At 46.3% G+C, this 13766-nt stretch carries 13 protein-coding genes and 1 riboswitch; of the genes, 6 read left to right on the top strand and 7 right to left on the bottom strand.

Annotation, left to right across the window (positions count from 1 at the left end; translation table 11 throughout):
• The first annotated feature begins 32 nt into the window (after nt 1-32).
• The gene (locus ACSF8X_RS17265; protein WP_500851789.1) at nt 33-392 is read left to right on the top strand and encodes a DoxX family protein; all 360 of its coding nucleotides are present in this window, start codon (nt 33-35) and stop codon (nt 390-392) included.
• Here ACSF8X_RS17265 and ACSF8X_RS17270 read toward each other — a convergent pair.
• On the bottom strand, nt 389-1168 hold the full coding sequence (locus ACSF8X_RS17270) for a hypothetical protein (RefSeq protein ID WP_500851790.1): 780 nt from the start codon (nt 1166-1168) through the stop codon (nt 389-391). The genes ACSF8X_RS17265 and ACSF8X_RS17270 overlap by 4 nt on opposite strands.
• A gap of 56 nt (nt 1169-1224) precedes the next feature.
• Between ACSF8X_RS17270 and ACSF8X_RS17275 the strand changes: the two genes are divergently transcribed.
• Both ACSF8X_RS17275 and ACSF8X_RS17280 read left to right on the top strand, forming a co-directional pair.
• Entirely contained in the window at nt 1225-1401 is a 177-nt protein-coding gene (locus ACSF8X_RS17275) for a hypothetical protein (RefSeq protein WP_500851791.1), read from the top strand.
• A gap of 5 nt (nt 1402-1406) precedes the next feature.
• Nucleotides 1407-2258 carry a GNAT family N-acetyltransferase gene (locus ACSF8X_RS17280; protein ID WP_500851792.1) on the top strand — a complete coding sequence of 284 codons (852 nt, stop codon included), beginning with the start codon at nt 1407-1409 and terminating at the stop codon, nt 2256-2258.
• Nucleotides 2259-2316: 58 nt separating this feature from the next.
• Here ACSF8X_RS17280 and ACSF8X_RS17285 read toward each other — a convergent pair whose 3' ends face one another.
• Complete coding sequence (locus ACSF8X_RS17285; protein ID WP_500851793.1) at nt 2317-3861, bottom strand: hypothetical protein; 1545 nt, start codon at nt 3859-3861, stop codon at nt 2317-2319.
• Nucleotides 3862-4142: 281 nt separating this feature from the next.
• Here ACSF8X_RS17285 and ACSF8X_RS17290 point away from each other — a divergent pair, with 281 nt between their 5' ends.
• Nucleotides 4143-6032 (top strand): leucine-rich repeat domain-containing protein, encoded by a 1890-nt coding sequence (locus ACSF8X_RS17290; RefSeq protein WP_500851794.1) that lies wholly within the window; start codon nt 4143-4145, stop codon nt 6030-6032.
• Between the two features lie 105 nt (nt 6033-6137).
• Here ACSF8X_RS17290 and ACSF8X_RS17295 read toward each other — a convergent pair whose 3' ends face one another.
• Nucleotides 6138-8972, bottom strand: coding sequence for a leucine-rich repeat domain-containing protein (locus ACSF8X_RS17295; RefSeq protein ID WP_500851795.1), 2835 nt, complete (start codon nt 8970-8972; stop codon nt 6138-6140).
• Nucleotides 8973-9216: 244 nt separating this feature from the next.
• Between ACSF8X_RS17295 and ACSF8X_RS17300 the strand changes: the two genes are divergently transcribed.
• On the top strand, nt 9217-9624 hold the full coding sequence (locus ACSF8X_RS17300; RefSeq protein ID WP_500851796.1) for a VOC family protein: 408 nt from the start codon (nt 9217-9219) through the stop codon (nt 9622-9624).
• 89 nt (nt 9625-9713) lie between these two features.
• On the opposite strand, the gene ACSF8X_RS17305 is transcribed toward ACSF8X_RS17300, so the two are convergent.
• Nucleotides 9714-10715 carry a GGGtGRT protein gene (locus ACSF8X_RS17305; protein ID WP_500851797.1) on the bottom strand — a complete coding sequence of 334 codons (1002 nt, stop codon included), beginning with the start codon at nt 10713-10715 and terminating at the stop codon, nt 9714-9716.
• A 77-nt stretch (nt 10716-10792) separates the two neighbouring features.
• Entirely contained in the window at nt 10793-11485 is a 693-nt protein-coding gene (locus tag ACSF8X_RS17310; protein ID WP_500851798.1) for an iron-sulfur cluster assembly scaffold protein, read from the bottom strand.
• A 120-nt stretch (nt 11486-11605) separates the two neighbouring features.
• Nucleotides 11606-11697: riboswitch (Fluoride riboswitch) on the bottom strand.
• A gap of 261 nt (nt 11698-11958) precedes the next feature.
• Between ACSF8X_RS17310 and ACSF8X_RS17315 the strand changes: the two genes are divergently transcribed.
• Nucleotides 11959-12345: a hypothetical protein gene (locus tag ACSF8X_RS17315; RefSeq protein WP_500851799.1), complete on the top strand. Its 387-nt coding sequence runs from the start codon at nt 11959-11961 to the stop codon at nt 12343-12345.
• Nucleotides 12346-12388: 43 nt separating this feature from the next.
• Here ACSF8X_RS17315 and ACSF8X_RS17320 read toward each other — a convergent pair whose 3' ends face one another.
• Entirely contained in the window at nt 12389-12712 is a 324-nt protein-coding gene (locus ACSF8X_RS17320) for a hypothetical protein (RefSeq protein ID WP_047879869.1), read from the bottom strand.
• A 17-nt stretch (nt 12713-12729) separates the two neighbouring features.
• Nucleotides 12730-13443, bottom strand: coding sequence for a class I SAM-dependent methyltransferase (locus ACSF8X_RS17325; RefSeq protein ID WP_500851800.1), 714 nt, complete (start codon nt 13441-13443; stop codon nt 12730-12732).
• Between the last annotated feature and the right edge of the window lie 323 nt (nt 13444-13766).

Consider the following 13766-nt stretch of genomic DNA (forward strand, 5'->3'; position numbering starts at 1 on the left):
GATGCAAACCACAAATACATAAGGACTCGCCCATGTACCCTGTTTTCAAGATCTTGCTCTCGGCTTTTTTCCTGTTTGCCAGCTCTATCAAGCTATTGGGATGGCACAAATACATTTTTCAAACTCAGTTGGCGTTTTTCCACAAATACGGCTTGAATCGCCGTCATATGTTCGCCGTAGGGGTCATTGAATGTGCATCGGCCGTGGCCTTGTGGTTACCTATCAAGTATGTCCCGTTCTTGGGGGCTGGAGCATTGGCATTAACCTCGATTGGGGCGATGTTTTTCCATTTTCGTTTTGACCGTTTTCAGGATGCCATTCCTTCAATTGTCACCTTGGTGATTTCAATATTAGTGGGACAGCACTTGTTTGATGTTACTTGGCTGTCTTAGAAATGGGCCGTCCAGCCTAAAAGAAAGCCCTGTGATGCCGTGTTGTAGGCAAAATTGTCTTGGTTATCGTAATCCACCCAGGTCGATTTATAGGCAATATTAATGTCTGACCAATGGTTTATTCGATAACGGACACCGGTCTGGATGGCGCTGGTGAAGTCGGTATCACTACCTAGCCCGGCATCGACACTGACATGGAACAGCCAGTGCTTATTGATAGAATTGATCCAGCGAACACCGACAACGTAGTCGACCCAATTTTCGTCCAAGCTGAATTTGTCGAAAATACGTTGGTTGTCGCGGCGGAAAAACTCGGCACTGATATCATTGTCCCACCAGCGAAGCCCTATCATGTAATCCAGCGTACCGAATGGATAGTGGTAACGTTTGAACCCCTTGGCTTCCAATACCCCCTGGCGAATATCAATGTCGCTTTTGAGAACCAGGTTTTCGGTACTGCTCAGTAAATTGTCGGTCTCGCCGCTGAGTTCCATGAAGCTGTAGTCAAGATAGAATCCCCATTGCTGGTGGTAGATTGATTCCCAGCGAGCCATGGCCCCGATGTCGAGATTATCCATGATGAATTTGGGGTCGACATCAAGATCCAAGGTGCGATTGCGTATGGTGGAATCCCCTCGGATATTCAGTCCCATAAAATACAGCTCTAGGCTGTGTTGCCAATGGGGCGTGGCAGTTTGTGGGCTGGCAGCGGCTGGCATGGCAAGCAAAATGCTCGCCAATCCTAAGGGGCAGAGGGCAACGATACGTTTTGTCATGGGGTGAATTAACCTTGTCTGCTGCAAAAATGTGCCACTTATTAAGCTAGGAGAGCTTGTCTATTTTTGCCAGTGCCAGTGCCAGTGCCAGTGCCAGTGCCAGTGCCAGTGCCAGTGCCAGTGCCAGTGCCAGAGGGGAAGTTGCCGTCAGCCGTATTACGAGCGCAATTTCCGGCGGTATTGTTTCTTGCTGTTCTATGGTTAATGAGATAAGTGGGCAAGCTGAAAGGTGAAAGGAGTGGAAAAATCAGGTTATCAGATCCGTGTAATGAGCAAGGAGGATTTGTCCCTTGCCGTGGAATGGGCGGCAGAAGAAGGCTGGAATCCCGGCCTGCATGATGCGGCGTCATTTTTTGCGGCTGACCCTAACGGCTTTTTGATGGGATATCTGAACGGCGAGCCGATCTCCTCGATTTCGGTGGTGAAGTACAGCAATGGCTTTGGCTTTCTCGGGTTTTATATTGTGAAACCCGAATACCGAGGCAAGGGGTATGGGCTGGCGATCTGGCAGGCTGGGCTTGAATATCTTGCGGGTTGCAATATCGGCTTGGACGGTGTGGTCGATCAGCAAGCCAATTACCGCCGTTCGGGGTTCAGTCTCGCCTATGGCAATATTCGTTTTGAAGGCTTGGGGGGCGGAGTCGCACCGGAACAGGCTGACATTATCTCTATTGATGAGGCCCATTTTAACGAGGTTCTTTGTTACGACAGTACGTTTTTTCCGGTAAGCAGAGATGTGTTTTTGCGTCATTGGCTGAGCCAGCGAGAGTCGGTGGCTCTGGCGATCCGCCGTGGTGGCAAATTGGTCGGTTATGGCGTGATTCGACCATGCCAAGAGGGGTATAAAATCGGTCCGCTGTTCGCTGATGATGTTGCACTGGCAGAAGACTTATTCTTGGCCTTGCGAGCCAAGGCCAGTGCTTATGATCCGGTATATTTGGATGTGCCCGAGTCGAACCATGCCGGTGTTGCAATGGCGGGTAAATATGAAATGGAGCCTGTTTTTACAACCGCTCGGATGTATACCGGCGAGTTTCCAGATATTTCGGTAGAAAGGACATTTGGCGTCACGACGTTTGAGCTTGGTTAGCCCCCTAGTTCTTCCCCTTAAAAAAGGGGAAGAACGAAGAGTTTAAAGTTCAATGACATTATTTCATGGGAGTGGCTAGCAACAGTTGTTTTTTGGCGGTATCGACATAAACCACATACGGTACATTGCCGACTCGGAATCCATATGGCACTAATGCGGCATCTATCGGAATAACACGCTCAACACGGCGGCTGAGCAAATCGACTCGCCAAATGCATGCCTTGGCAGATGTGTTGTCGTAATACATTTCATCAGTGTCACCACCCCACGAAAGATTAGAGATAATCCATTGATTGTCCCAGAAGTTATTAATCACCGTGCTCTTGTAGTTGGGGCTTTCGATGCTCAAATTGCCGTCATTGGTATTAATTTCACTTTGCCTGTCCATTGATACAAGCGGTTCGTTCCATATATCGCCTTTTTTATGTGGCGGTGGCGCATAAGAAACAGCCTGAGGTGACGGCCTATCCATAGCTAGATCAAGCTCGAAGGTGTCACCTTGATCATTGGTGATGTATAGCAATCTTTCTTGAATACTGAATACATGAACGGCTTCAGTCGCGGTGTAAACGATTTTTTTCTCACCTGTCAATAAGTTCAGTTTCTTAATCTCATTGCCCAAATTGTAAATAAGCTCGAAGCGATCGTTATATTGAGCGACCAGAAAATCTTTCTGATCCGTCATTTCTGTGGTGTTGAGCAATGGTTTATGGCTCCACCAATCAGACGGGTCAACGGTAAAACTAGCCGCTACGGCTTGGCCTAATGCAGCCCGTTGTTCAGCCGTGTACTCATTATCGGTCACACTTTGCACCATGTCCTTATTGAGCTGTGCAATTTGCTGCTGCGTTAATTCATTGTCCTGGTACGGGCGTAATGAATAATATTCGGTACGTTCGTTGGCGGCTGGCGGTAGCAGTGTGCCTTTGGTGTTGAACACTTTGGCCACCATCATCGGGCGTTCATTGCTAAGGAAGAGAATACGGTTTTTATCATCATTGGGAATGATGTTTTTTAGGGGAATACGGCTTGTCTGATTGTCTGTGCCTTTTTTGATAACGGTTAATGTGGTATCCGGCGTTAATGTTTTTGGGCCGATACAAAGAACGTCTTCATGGTTGGCGACCTTGTTCTGCCATGAGTCTGGTAATGCGAGGAAATGGTTATCAAGTGCACAGGTTGCTCTATTTAAGGGGGTATCAAGTTGTGATTCAGTTTGTTTTAGTGAGCACAGACTAAGATTGGTTTGTATTGCTTGGGAAATACGAGGATGCTGCTGCAAGACACTTGCATCAATAAGGGATGAGATACTTTCGCAAGTGTTTATATTATTGGTTCGTGATGCAGCAAGAGAATAGTCACTCAATAGCCATAGTGTTTCAGGTGATGGGGTCTGTGTTGAAAATAAGCCGGGACAGCTGTCAGCATAAAGATAAGTTGCATAATAGGCAGCGGTATAATCTTTCTTTTTATAATGTTTTAAAAATAGATCACGCGCATGTGCTGTGGCATTATCGTTACAAGTTTCAATTGGTTGAGCTTGAGTGGTGTTTGAAAGGGTAACAGCACCAATTATTGCGAATGCTAGAATGTTCTTTTTCATTGACCGTTAGTAATAATATTATTAGTGAGCATAGAGTATCATACTTTCTTTACTTAAATACTTAAGTTTATCATTACTAATTCAGTTGAAAATCATCAGGAATATTGTATTAGCACTGTTTTATGGGGATAAGTAACGATATACATATGGCTAATAGCCCCTAAATAAACCCTGTGGCCGTTATGTTGGTGTTTTCTTTTTTGGGGCAGTTATGAATCCCCTAAGTAAGATCAAAATGCAGAGTTATGCATATGATCTATACGCTTAAATTAAGGACAAATATGAGACTCTTTAAATCGTTTCCTGGTTTTCTGGCTATCGTCAGTTTGATAGCGTCACCATGTCAGGCGGGAACGGACAAAATATTGACGTTGAATGAGGAGCAAACAAAAGTCATCACTGTTGATGTCGGGCAGTTAAGAACACTGACCCTCGATGATGTCACGTTCCATGCTAGTACGGGGACTATCGTTGAATATCGTTCAGAGTATAAAAATATTATCATCCCGGACACCTTAAATAATGTCCCGGTTAAACGAATTAGCCGGAAAGCTTTTTTTAATAGTGGGCTAACAGGCCTGATATTACCTGACTCACTCGTGAGCATAGGTGCTTATGCATTTGCTGAAAATGATTTGATGGATCTGGTGATTCCCGCATCCGTTACTGAACTTGGTAAGTTTAGTTTCTCTGATAACTATTTAACCCGTCTTTCACTGCCTGATTCGCTTACGGAAATTGGCTATGGGGTATTCGACAACAATGCATTGCCAAGTGTAGTGATACCAAACTCAGTGAAAAAAATTGGTCGTCGTGCGTTTTCTCAGAATGGTTTAGAGCAATTGCATATTCCTGATTCGGTGGTAACCATTGGAGAGGAGGCGTTTAGGGCCAATGAACTTGTGAGCGTTAAGCTACCGCATTTTGTTACAGACATTGGTGAAAAGGCTTTTGCAGAGAATGAGTTGACGGAAGTGGTGTTGCCGAATAGTTTGACGTTGATTAAAAGTCGTATTTTCATGGATAACCCGCTTGAGCATGTGGTGCTTCCGAATGCTGTTACAGAGATTGACGATGCAGCATTCCATGGCAATAAACTTGTCAGTATCACAATTCCAAATACGGTTACTCGTATTGGTAATTATGCTTTCGCCGCGAATAAACTTACTCAGGTCATTATTCCTGATTCTGTAACTCGCTTGGGAGTGAGTGTTTTTTCCTATAACAAGTTATCTTTGGTTTCATTGCCCAAAACACTGTCAGCGATCCCTGAAGAGGCTTTTAGGCATAACGTGATTACCAAGATAACATTGCCTGATTCCATCACAACGATTGGTGAACAGGCCTTTGCAGAGAATAAGTTAGCGGAGATCAACCTTCCTCGCTCAGTGACGTCTATCGGTGAAGAGGCATTTGCCCATAATGCGCTAGCGGGTGTGACTATTCCAGCGTTAATAACGATCATTCGCAGGGGGGCATTTGCCGATAATGCTTTGACTTCGGTATCGATTCCAAACACTGTCACCACGATTGAGCACGAGGCGTTTATTAGTAATGAGCTAACCACCTTGGTTCTTCCCAATTCGATTAAAGAATTAGGGAGTTATGCATTTGCTAAGAACAAACTAAAGAGCGTGACATTGCCTGATGATTTGCGTGAAATTCCGAATAATTTGTTTTTTCGTAATCAGTTGACGCAGGTGGTGATCCCTGAAACGGTGAAGGAAATTCACCATGGTGCATTTTTAGAAAATGCGTTAACCACGATAGAGATTCCAGACTCGGTGACCGAAATCGGCTCTTCTGCATTTAGAGGGAATGCGCTTACGAGCGTAGAGATCCCAAGCTCGATCTCGGAAGTTGAAACGCAGGCGTTTTCCAAGAACAAGCTCAAGCGAGTGATATTGCCTAATTCCTTGAAAACGATCGGACAGAGCGCTTTCTCTTATAATGAATTAACAGAAATATCCATTCCAGACTCTGTGATTATCATTAAGCAAGAGGCCTTTAGGGATAATGCGCTAGCCAGTATCACCATTCCTGATGCGGTAGAGACCATTGGTCGTGGGGCGTTTAGAGGGAACAAGTTAACCACGGTAGCTATCCCTGCTTCAGTGACTAACATGAATGATTATGCCTTTGATCGTAATGTTGCGGTCAGTAAGCAGTAATAAGGTTCCAACAGTAGAAGCGGGATGATCATATCCCGCTTTTTGTGTGTTTTTGTACTTTGAATCGTGGATCTTGTGGTGTGTGGGCGCTAAATGACGTGATATTTAGGCGTCTGCACCATCAAGAATGATACAATCTGGAAATGCATCGCGAAAATCTTGCGGTACAGTCACAAGGTCATATTTGGTTTGGTAGTCACCGAAAATGTCGGGCTGACTTGCACGTCTAAAGTCGAGCTTTTTCAGTGACTTCAATTTGTATAATATCGCCGGAAACTCGTAGAAATGATTGTAAGATAAATCAAGCTCTTCAAGTTTGGTCAGTTTTTTGAGGCTGGCGGGCAATTCCGACAGGTGATTGAAACGCAGGCTTAATCGAGTAATGTCAGTATAATGCTCGAACCCTTTTGGCAAGGCCCCCAGATTACAGTTCTCAAGGTTAAGTTCGCGAATAGTGCGTTCTTTAGGTAACCATGTTGGTAATACCGTTTTTAGATCTGTCACATAGCCATCAGTTAAATAATATTGTGGTCCTTGGTGACAATCTTGCCGTTGTTTCTCATTGGCATTTGCGAGCACAAGGTGAAAACCGCATCCTCGATGCCAATTGAGCGTCTCGCCCTCAACTAAATCATTAATCGCATCGACACGTATTGGCGATTCTTCGTTACGAGGTAATTCTTTACGAGATAAAAGGAATAACAAACCATCACCATGATGATGGAAATATTCGCGAGAAAACGCCAAGCATAGATCTTCACCCCAATGTTTCACCCGTCGAGACAACCGCTTATAAAATTCCCCCTCACCAGCAGGCATGCCTACATCGTTCAAGTCACGTACGTCATGGAACATCACTTTGTCGTGAACGGCCTTCTGGAACATCCCGCAGCCTTTGCCTTTGAGTAACTCACGCATTTTATTGCGAAAGGCTTTATCTGCACTGGTTTTTAGCACATAAAACATCGGCATTAACATCTCATCGGTAACACCGCCTTGTTCGAGCATCGCAATAGCTACCAGATGGGCGCTCTGATCCGGTGAGCGCAGCATGGCGATAATATTATCGATCATGCCTTGCTTGCTTGATTCAGGCTGTTGCATAAACTTGGGGGCTTGGTGCTCAAACCACTCATTCAATGCCGTGTCATCAATGAGGGTATGAATAGCGAGATCAATTTGAGCGGTGGAGACAGGATCCTTACCGATCACTACATGGGTTACTTGATCGTCGAGCTGCTTGGCAAGGGTGAATTGGTATTCTTTGGCTTTTTTATTGAGTTCTGCCTGCTTAAGGTAGCTCTTGCCACAGATAAACAGTCGGCTATTGGCATCCAGTGGCTTTGCTTGCAGGTTGCGCTTTGCCTGTTCACCAAGCCATTTCATTGTACCGGCATGCAGAGGTTTATAGCCTGCTTCCAAGAAGGTTAGATGCAATAGCGGATCGTCACAGACTAGCTGTGCAAGATTGGTTGTGTTGTAAAGCAGGGTGAATAAACGCGATTTGGTTGCATCTGGTAAATCGCTTTGCTGGAGAATACGGCTTTCATCAACTAGCTGTGCACCCCGGCGTGCCATTTTAGCCCGTTTAAGGGTAATGTTGTGTGCGTATAATCTTCCGTGTAAGTGCCTTAACATTTCAATCGGTTGCGATTGTGGGTGCGGTTCTAGTTTGACGGATTTTAAATCGGATACGGTGAGCAATTCATTAAACGTCATCTCTCTCGCAGCATCCGATTTTGCGTCCATAAAAATATAGGCGTACTTGAGATCGCTCATGGATGAGAGATCCCCCAAGCCAGAAAGGGCACAGTTGGTTAATGTTAAGTAGCATACGTTTTGGTGTGCTCGCAATCCGGCTGGAAGTTCAGTACCCACAGCTTTGTCGATAGATAGCGAAACGAGCGATTGCATCTGAGGCCAAATGTCGCCATTCATCGCCTCGCCTGTTATTTCTAAGTTTCTAAGCTGGGGGGCTGCGGTAAGTGCGCCGATGTTGGCCAAACTAAGCGTTGGCGCAATAAGTTTTTCAAGATCTGTGCATCGAGTGAGCAGAGGATGTAACGTCGTATAGGCGACGTCTTGCATCAGAGTCAGTTCGTACTTGATTGTCTCGATGCCTGACAAAAACGCAGGGGGGATTTCGCCAGCCACACCCGGAAGAGACAACGAAAGATAATTTATATGCTTAAGATCCGGATATAGATTTTCGGGTATGACTTTTCCGGCTAAGTGAAAGTTGAATTTGTCGCATTCAGCCAGCCCATTGATTTGAATCTCGCAGCCTTTTTGGAGCGACTTAATGCCGAAATCCAAATGTTTCATCTTCTTGGGCGATTCAATCTTTGTTTCGCCAAGTTTGTGGACTTGCAGTAACAAACTGTCAAATTGGCGAGGCATTTTGTACGTTAATGAAAGTGGTGCTTTGCTTTTGGGTTGATTGATATTGAGGTGTTTCAGGCGATCACATAGTGAGAAATCAAAATCGACATTGTCTACATCCACTAAATTCAATGACAGTTGATGTACTCGGGGTATCTCTTCTTTGGGGATGGCAATATCACCAGACAATACCGTTACCGAAAGTACTTTGTCCTGGCATCGGCTTAAAAATAGCCCTAGATCTGCGCCATTATTTAAAATGGCATCACCAAGCATATTGGTAATGAGGGGCATTTCGTCCGTATTAAGCCCCGTCAGGTCAAGTGCTGCATCTGTTGCTAGTTCGTTTAAGTTAGGGAAGGCACGGAAAAAATCAGCATTGAGAGTGCGAGGCGCACACGTCACGCGGTCTAAAATCTCCCTGACATTCGGGAATGCAGCGCCAATGTCGCTCCACACAGGTTGCTCTGCTGTACCAAAATATTCAATGGTTTTGATTTTTGGGTTGCAGACGAGGCAATCAGCTATGAGTGCATCAGTGAGTTTTATTTTAGTCATTTTGTACCGTGCAGTTATTATAAAATTCAAGTGGTAGATGTAAGTTTTATTACTCTCATAATTACATGTCGGTAACAAAATAAATATTGAGACAATAAAGCAATCGAGGAACATTATAAATAATATAAATATTTATTGGGATAGACCATCAACGTAAAGTTGTTCTATCGTGATGGCGGTGGATATTGAATTCTTGCGTTATCTTGGATTCTATATGAAATAGATTAGCTAATAGGTTCGTATTATGAGTAAGTCAGTCCAGCAACAAATCGGTAATGTTGCGCTTGTTGTTGAAAATTATGATGATGCCATTGATTTTTACACAAAAAAGCTACAATTCACGCTGATTGAGGATACCGATTTAGGTGGCGGGAAGCGGTGGGTACAGGTATCACCGCCGAATTCAAACGGGACGAATTTACTATTGGCCCAAGCGAGTACAGAAGAGCAATTGAAGTCAGTAGGTAACCAGACCGGTGGCCGTGTCTTTTTATTCTTGCAGACGAATGATTTTTGGCGAGATTACGAACACATGAAAGCAAATGGGGTGGTATTTAACGAAGAACCGCGTGTCGAGGAATATGGCACTGTTGTGGTATTCCAAGATCTCTATGGCAATAAGTGGGATTTGCTGCAACTCAAGTCTCGTTGATTTTAGCTCGATATCTTCCCCCTCTGACTCTCCCTTGACCTTGAAAAAAAGGAGAGTCAGAGTCGATTTTCTAGGGAATCAGTCGCCTGTTATTTCTGCGCTTGTTCGATGGCTACAGCAACGGCTACAGTCGCACCGACCATCGGGTTGTTGCCCATGCCGATCAGTCCCATCATTTCAACGTGGGCTGGTACGGATGAAGAACCGGCAAACTGGGCGTCGGAGTGCATCCGCCCCATAGTGTCTGTCATACCGTATGAGGCTGGGCCCGCAGCAACGTTGTCTGGGTGTAGGGTACGGCCTGTACCGCCACCAGAGGCAACAGAGAAGTAGGCTTTGCCTGTTTCGAGGCGTTCTTTTTTGTAGGTACCTGCTACTGGGTGCTGGAAGCGGGTCGGGTTGGTGGAGTTGCCGGTAATTGAGATGTCGACATTTTCCCGGTGCATGATCGCAACGCCCTCGCTCACATCATCAGCTCCGTAGCAGTTGATCTCGCCGCGTGGGCCTTGTGAGAAGCGACGTTCTTTAACAACGCGCAATTCGCCGGTGTCATAGTCATACTGGGTTTGTACGTAGTTGAAGCCGTTGATACGGGAGATCAGGTAGGCGGCATCTTTGCCTAGGCCATTGAGGATCACGCGCAGCGGCTGTTGGCGTACTTTGTTGGCATTAAGGGCGATTTTGATTGCCCCTTCGGCAGCCGCATAGGATTCATGGCCGGCAAGGAAACAGAAGCATTGGGTTTCCTCGCTGAGCAGGCGTGCGCCCAAGCGGCCGTGGCCAAGGCCGACTTTGCGTTGGTCTGCAACGGATCCCGGAATACAAAAAGCCTGCAGGCCTTCACCGAGATAGTCTGCGGCTTGGGCGGCTGTTGTCGCGCCTTCTTTTAGGGCAATTGCTGCACCTAGGACATAGGCCCAAGACGCATTTTCAAATGCAATCGGCTGGGTTTCCTTGACGATCTGGTATGGGTCTACGCCTTGCTCCTTGCAGTATGCCTGAGCCTCTTCGAGTGATTGGAAACCGTATTTTTCCAGTACTGGGGTGATTTGGTTAATGCGGCGGTCGTAGCTTTCAAATAGTGCTGCCATGATGATGTCCTCGATAAATCGTTGTCGTTAGCTGGCTTGGTGACGGTGTCACAGTCAATGATGCAGGTTGCACATCATCACTCATGGCGCGGGTCGATAGTGCGAACCGCTTCGTCGAATCGGCCGTATTGGCCCGTAGCCTGCTCCATTGCTTGCTCGGCGGGCGTACCTTTACCGATGGATTCCATCATTTTTCCAAGATTGACAAAGCGGTAGCCGATGATTTCGTCGTTTTCATCGAGGGCCAGTTTGGTGATATAGCCTTCCGCCATTTCCATGTAACGTGGCCCTTTGGCGCGTGTGCCGTAGTGGGTGCCGATTTGGCTGCGTAGGCCCTTGCCTAAGTCTTCCAGCCCGGCGCCAATTGGCAAGCCGTCCAGCGAGAAGGCGGTCTGGGTACGGCCATAGACGTACTGAAGGAAAATTTCACGCATTGCAACGTTGATGGCATCGCACACCAAGTCGGTGTTGAGTGCTTCGAGGATAGTTTTGCCGGTGATGAGTTCAGAGGCCATTGCTGCCGAGTGGGTCATGCCTGAACAGCCGATTGTTTCGATAAGGGCTTCTTCGATAATGCCGTTTTTCACGTTCAAGGTCAGTTTGGCTGCGCCTTGTTGCGGGGCACATGTGCCAACACCGTGGCTGACACCGGAAATGGCAATTACATCTTTCGGGCTCACCCAGCGGCCTTCGACAGGGATAGGGGCTGACGCATGTTGTGGGCCACGTTGGATCGGACACATATTTTGAATTTCAGTGGAATATTGCATTGCTCTTGCTCTCAGTGTCAGCTTGAAATAGTGAGCAAAGAATGGGGGAGGATATATGAACGCTAACAACATTCCGCTTTGTTGATGAGAACAAAGACAGATCCCCGGCCATTCAGTGCCGTGTTGCTAGACGTCATTATCCTTTTTGAGCAAATGGCACAAGGCCGATCAAGAAAGGCGGTTAAAGGAGGAACATCATCTCCCGCCAAGCGGTAGGGCGCTTGGCATGGTTGTGGGTATTGCCGCAACCGATAGATAAACTATACGCCAAATTATGAAAAATGAACGTGTAATAATGGCAATACTAGATTGCATTATTGAGTGACGGATACGGAAGTGCTGCATAACTAGGGGCGAGTTAATCAACCTGCGACGAAATAAAATTTGCCAAATCCTGACGTAGTTTTACATTAGCCGAACATTGTTTTTAATTTGGGGAGCTATCCTGAGCCCAATTGTTTAGGAGAGACCCTATGAAAAAATTTGCTATCGTCCATTCTGCCTCCCCTCAGAGCGTTCCTGCCACATCAGCAAGAAAGCCGAAGCGGGCGGTGGCAATGGTTGTTGCGGCGCTGGTGATGTCGCTTGGGATGCCGGGCATAGCTGAGGCGGGTGGCCGTCATCATCATAAACACCACAAGCACAAGCATAAACACCATCATCACCACCACCATCATCACCATTACAAGAAGAAGGTTGTGGTCGTGCACAAAGAGCCGAGGCATCACCATTATCATCGAAGCCGTTTGCCGGAGATCGCGACATTTGCCATTATCGCCGGTGCAACATATGCCATTATTGACAACCATTACTACAAAAAACGTGGTGATAGCTATGAATATGTCGCCAAACCCCGCTAATACCGCTTTGCCATTGCCACCTTCACGGGTGGCAATGAGAAAGTTACCAAACGAAGCATTTGAAGATAAGCAGGATCACGGTAACGGTGATCAGCCCTAGCCATCCTAATGTTTTGGTGACTGTTTCAGGTGAGTGTGAATTGAAGTGAGGGAATAAAATCGCCCCGAAGCTGATCATCGGAAGAAAACCGTACAGCTGGCCGAAATGGCTTGAGGTTCCGATGGGAAAGGGCGGGACAAGTGTATGAATGACAATGTAAATGCCATAGACTGCCATCGCCCAATAGGCTTCCCTGCGGGATGGATTGTCCTCGCCTGACCAGAAATAAAATCCGCTTAACACGAAAAGTGTAATAAAACTCAGCAACTCATCGCTCCATCTTATCAATGGCTGTTTGCGGTATAGGTTGAATAGTAGATATCAACCTTTATAGGCAAAAGCGCATTGATACCCCCAAGTTTTTCTACCACGGATGCAAACGCACCCTGTTGGCCGAAGTGCTGGCAGAGTTGCTCATAGCGGGTTGATGAAGAAAATAAGATATGTGCGAGCTGCTGTGCACTGACATCCAGCGTTAATTGGCTGGTTATGATCTGACGTTCAACAAGTGTTTTGTAATCACTCAGGTTGATGGCGTGATCATAGTTGGATGGGGTTGCCGCAGTCTCGATGCCTAGCAGAGACATATATTCGCAGAGCAATACCTCGAAATCGTATACAATGACGGTGGCATTGGCGGCGCAGACCCGCTTAAGCTCCGTCACTAAGGCATCAGACTTGGCATAAGAGAGCGAACCGGCGAAGGTGACGACATCGGCACAATGGTCGGGTAATGGTAGGTGTTCCCCTGAGCCCTGTGAGTAATGGATGCCATCTGCGGGCTTAGTTTGATCCAGCATATCTTGGCTTGGATCGATACCGTAAACGTTTTGGCAGTAGTGGCTAAGCGCAACGGTTGAAATGCCCGTTCCACAACCAATATCAATGCCGCAGGCAAGGTGCTGTCCGGCCAGGATCTCGTTGAGGATCATCTGGTGGAGCGGTGGCCGATAGGCAGCATAATGCTGTGAAATTTCGCTGTTGTATTGTTCGCTCATGGGCTTTCGTCCTTGTGATCTACTTAATTAGCGGTTTAGTGATTTGTTTGACGCTTTGGTTTTATCTGCATGATTTTAAGTCTGAAAATCACCAAGTCAAACGGTTAGCCATCAGGTATTTCGAGCCAAGGAGCAAGTGGCTTGTGTGCATTGCTTATGGGTAAAGTGCTAGGACTTTGCCAAGGGAGAATAAAGATATTTGTATAAGAAGTCTTGATAGCTGTGAGTTGCGTAAATATGGTTATAAAACCACCAAACACGGTACATTTTGATGCTTGCGGCAGTAAACATCGTTTAAGTCACTAAAAAATAATAACAAGCTG

This window comes from Photobacterium panuliri (assembly GCF_059920555.1).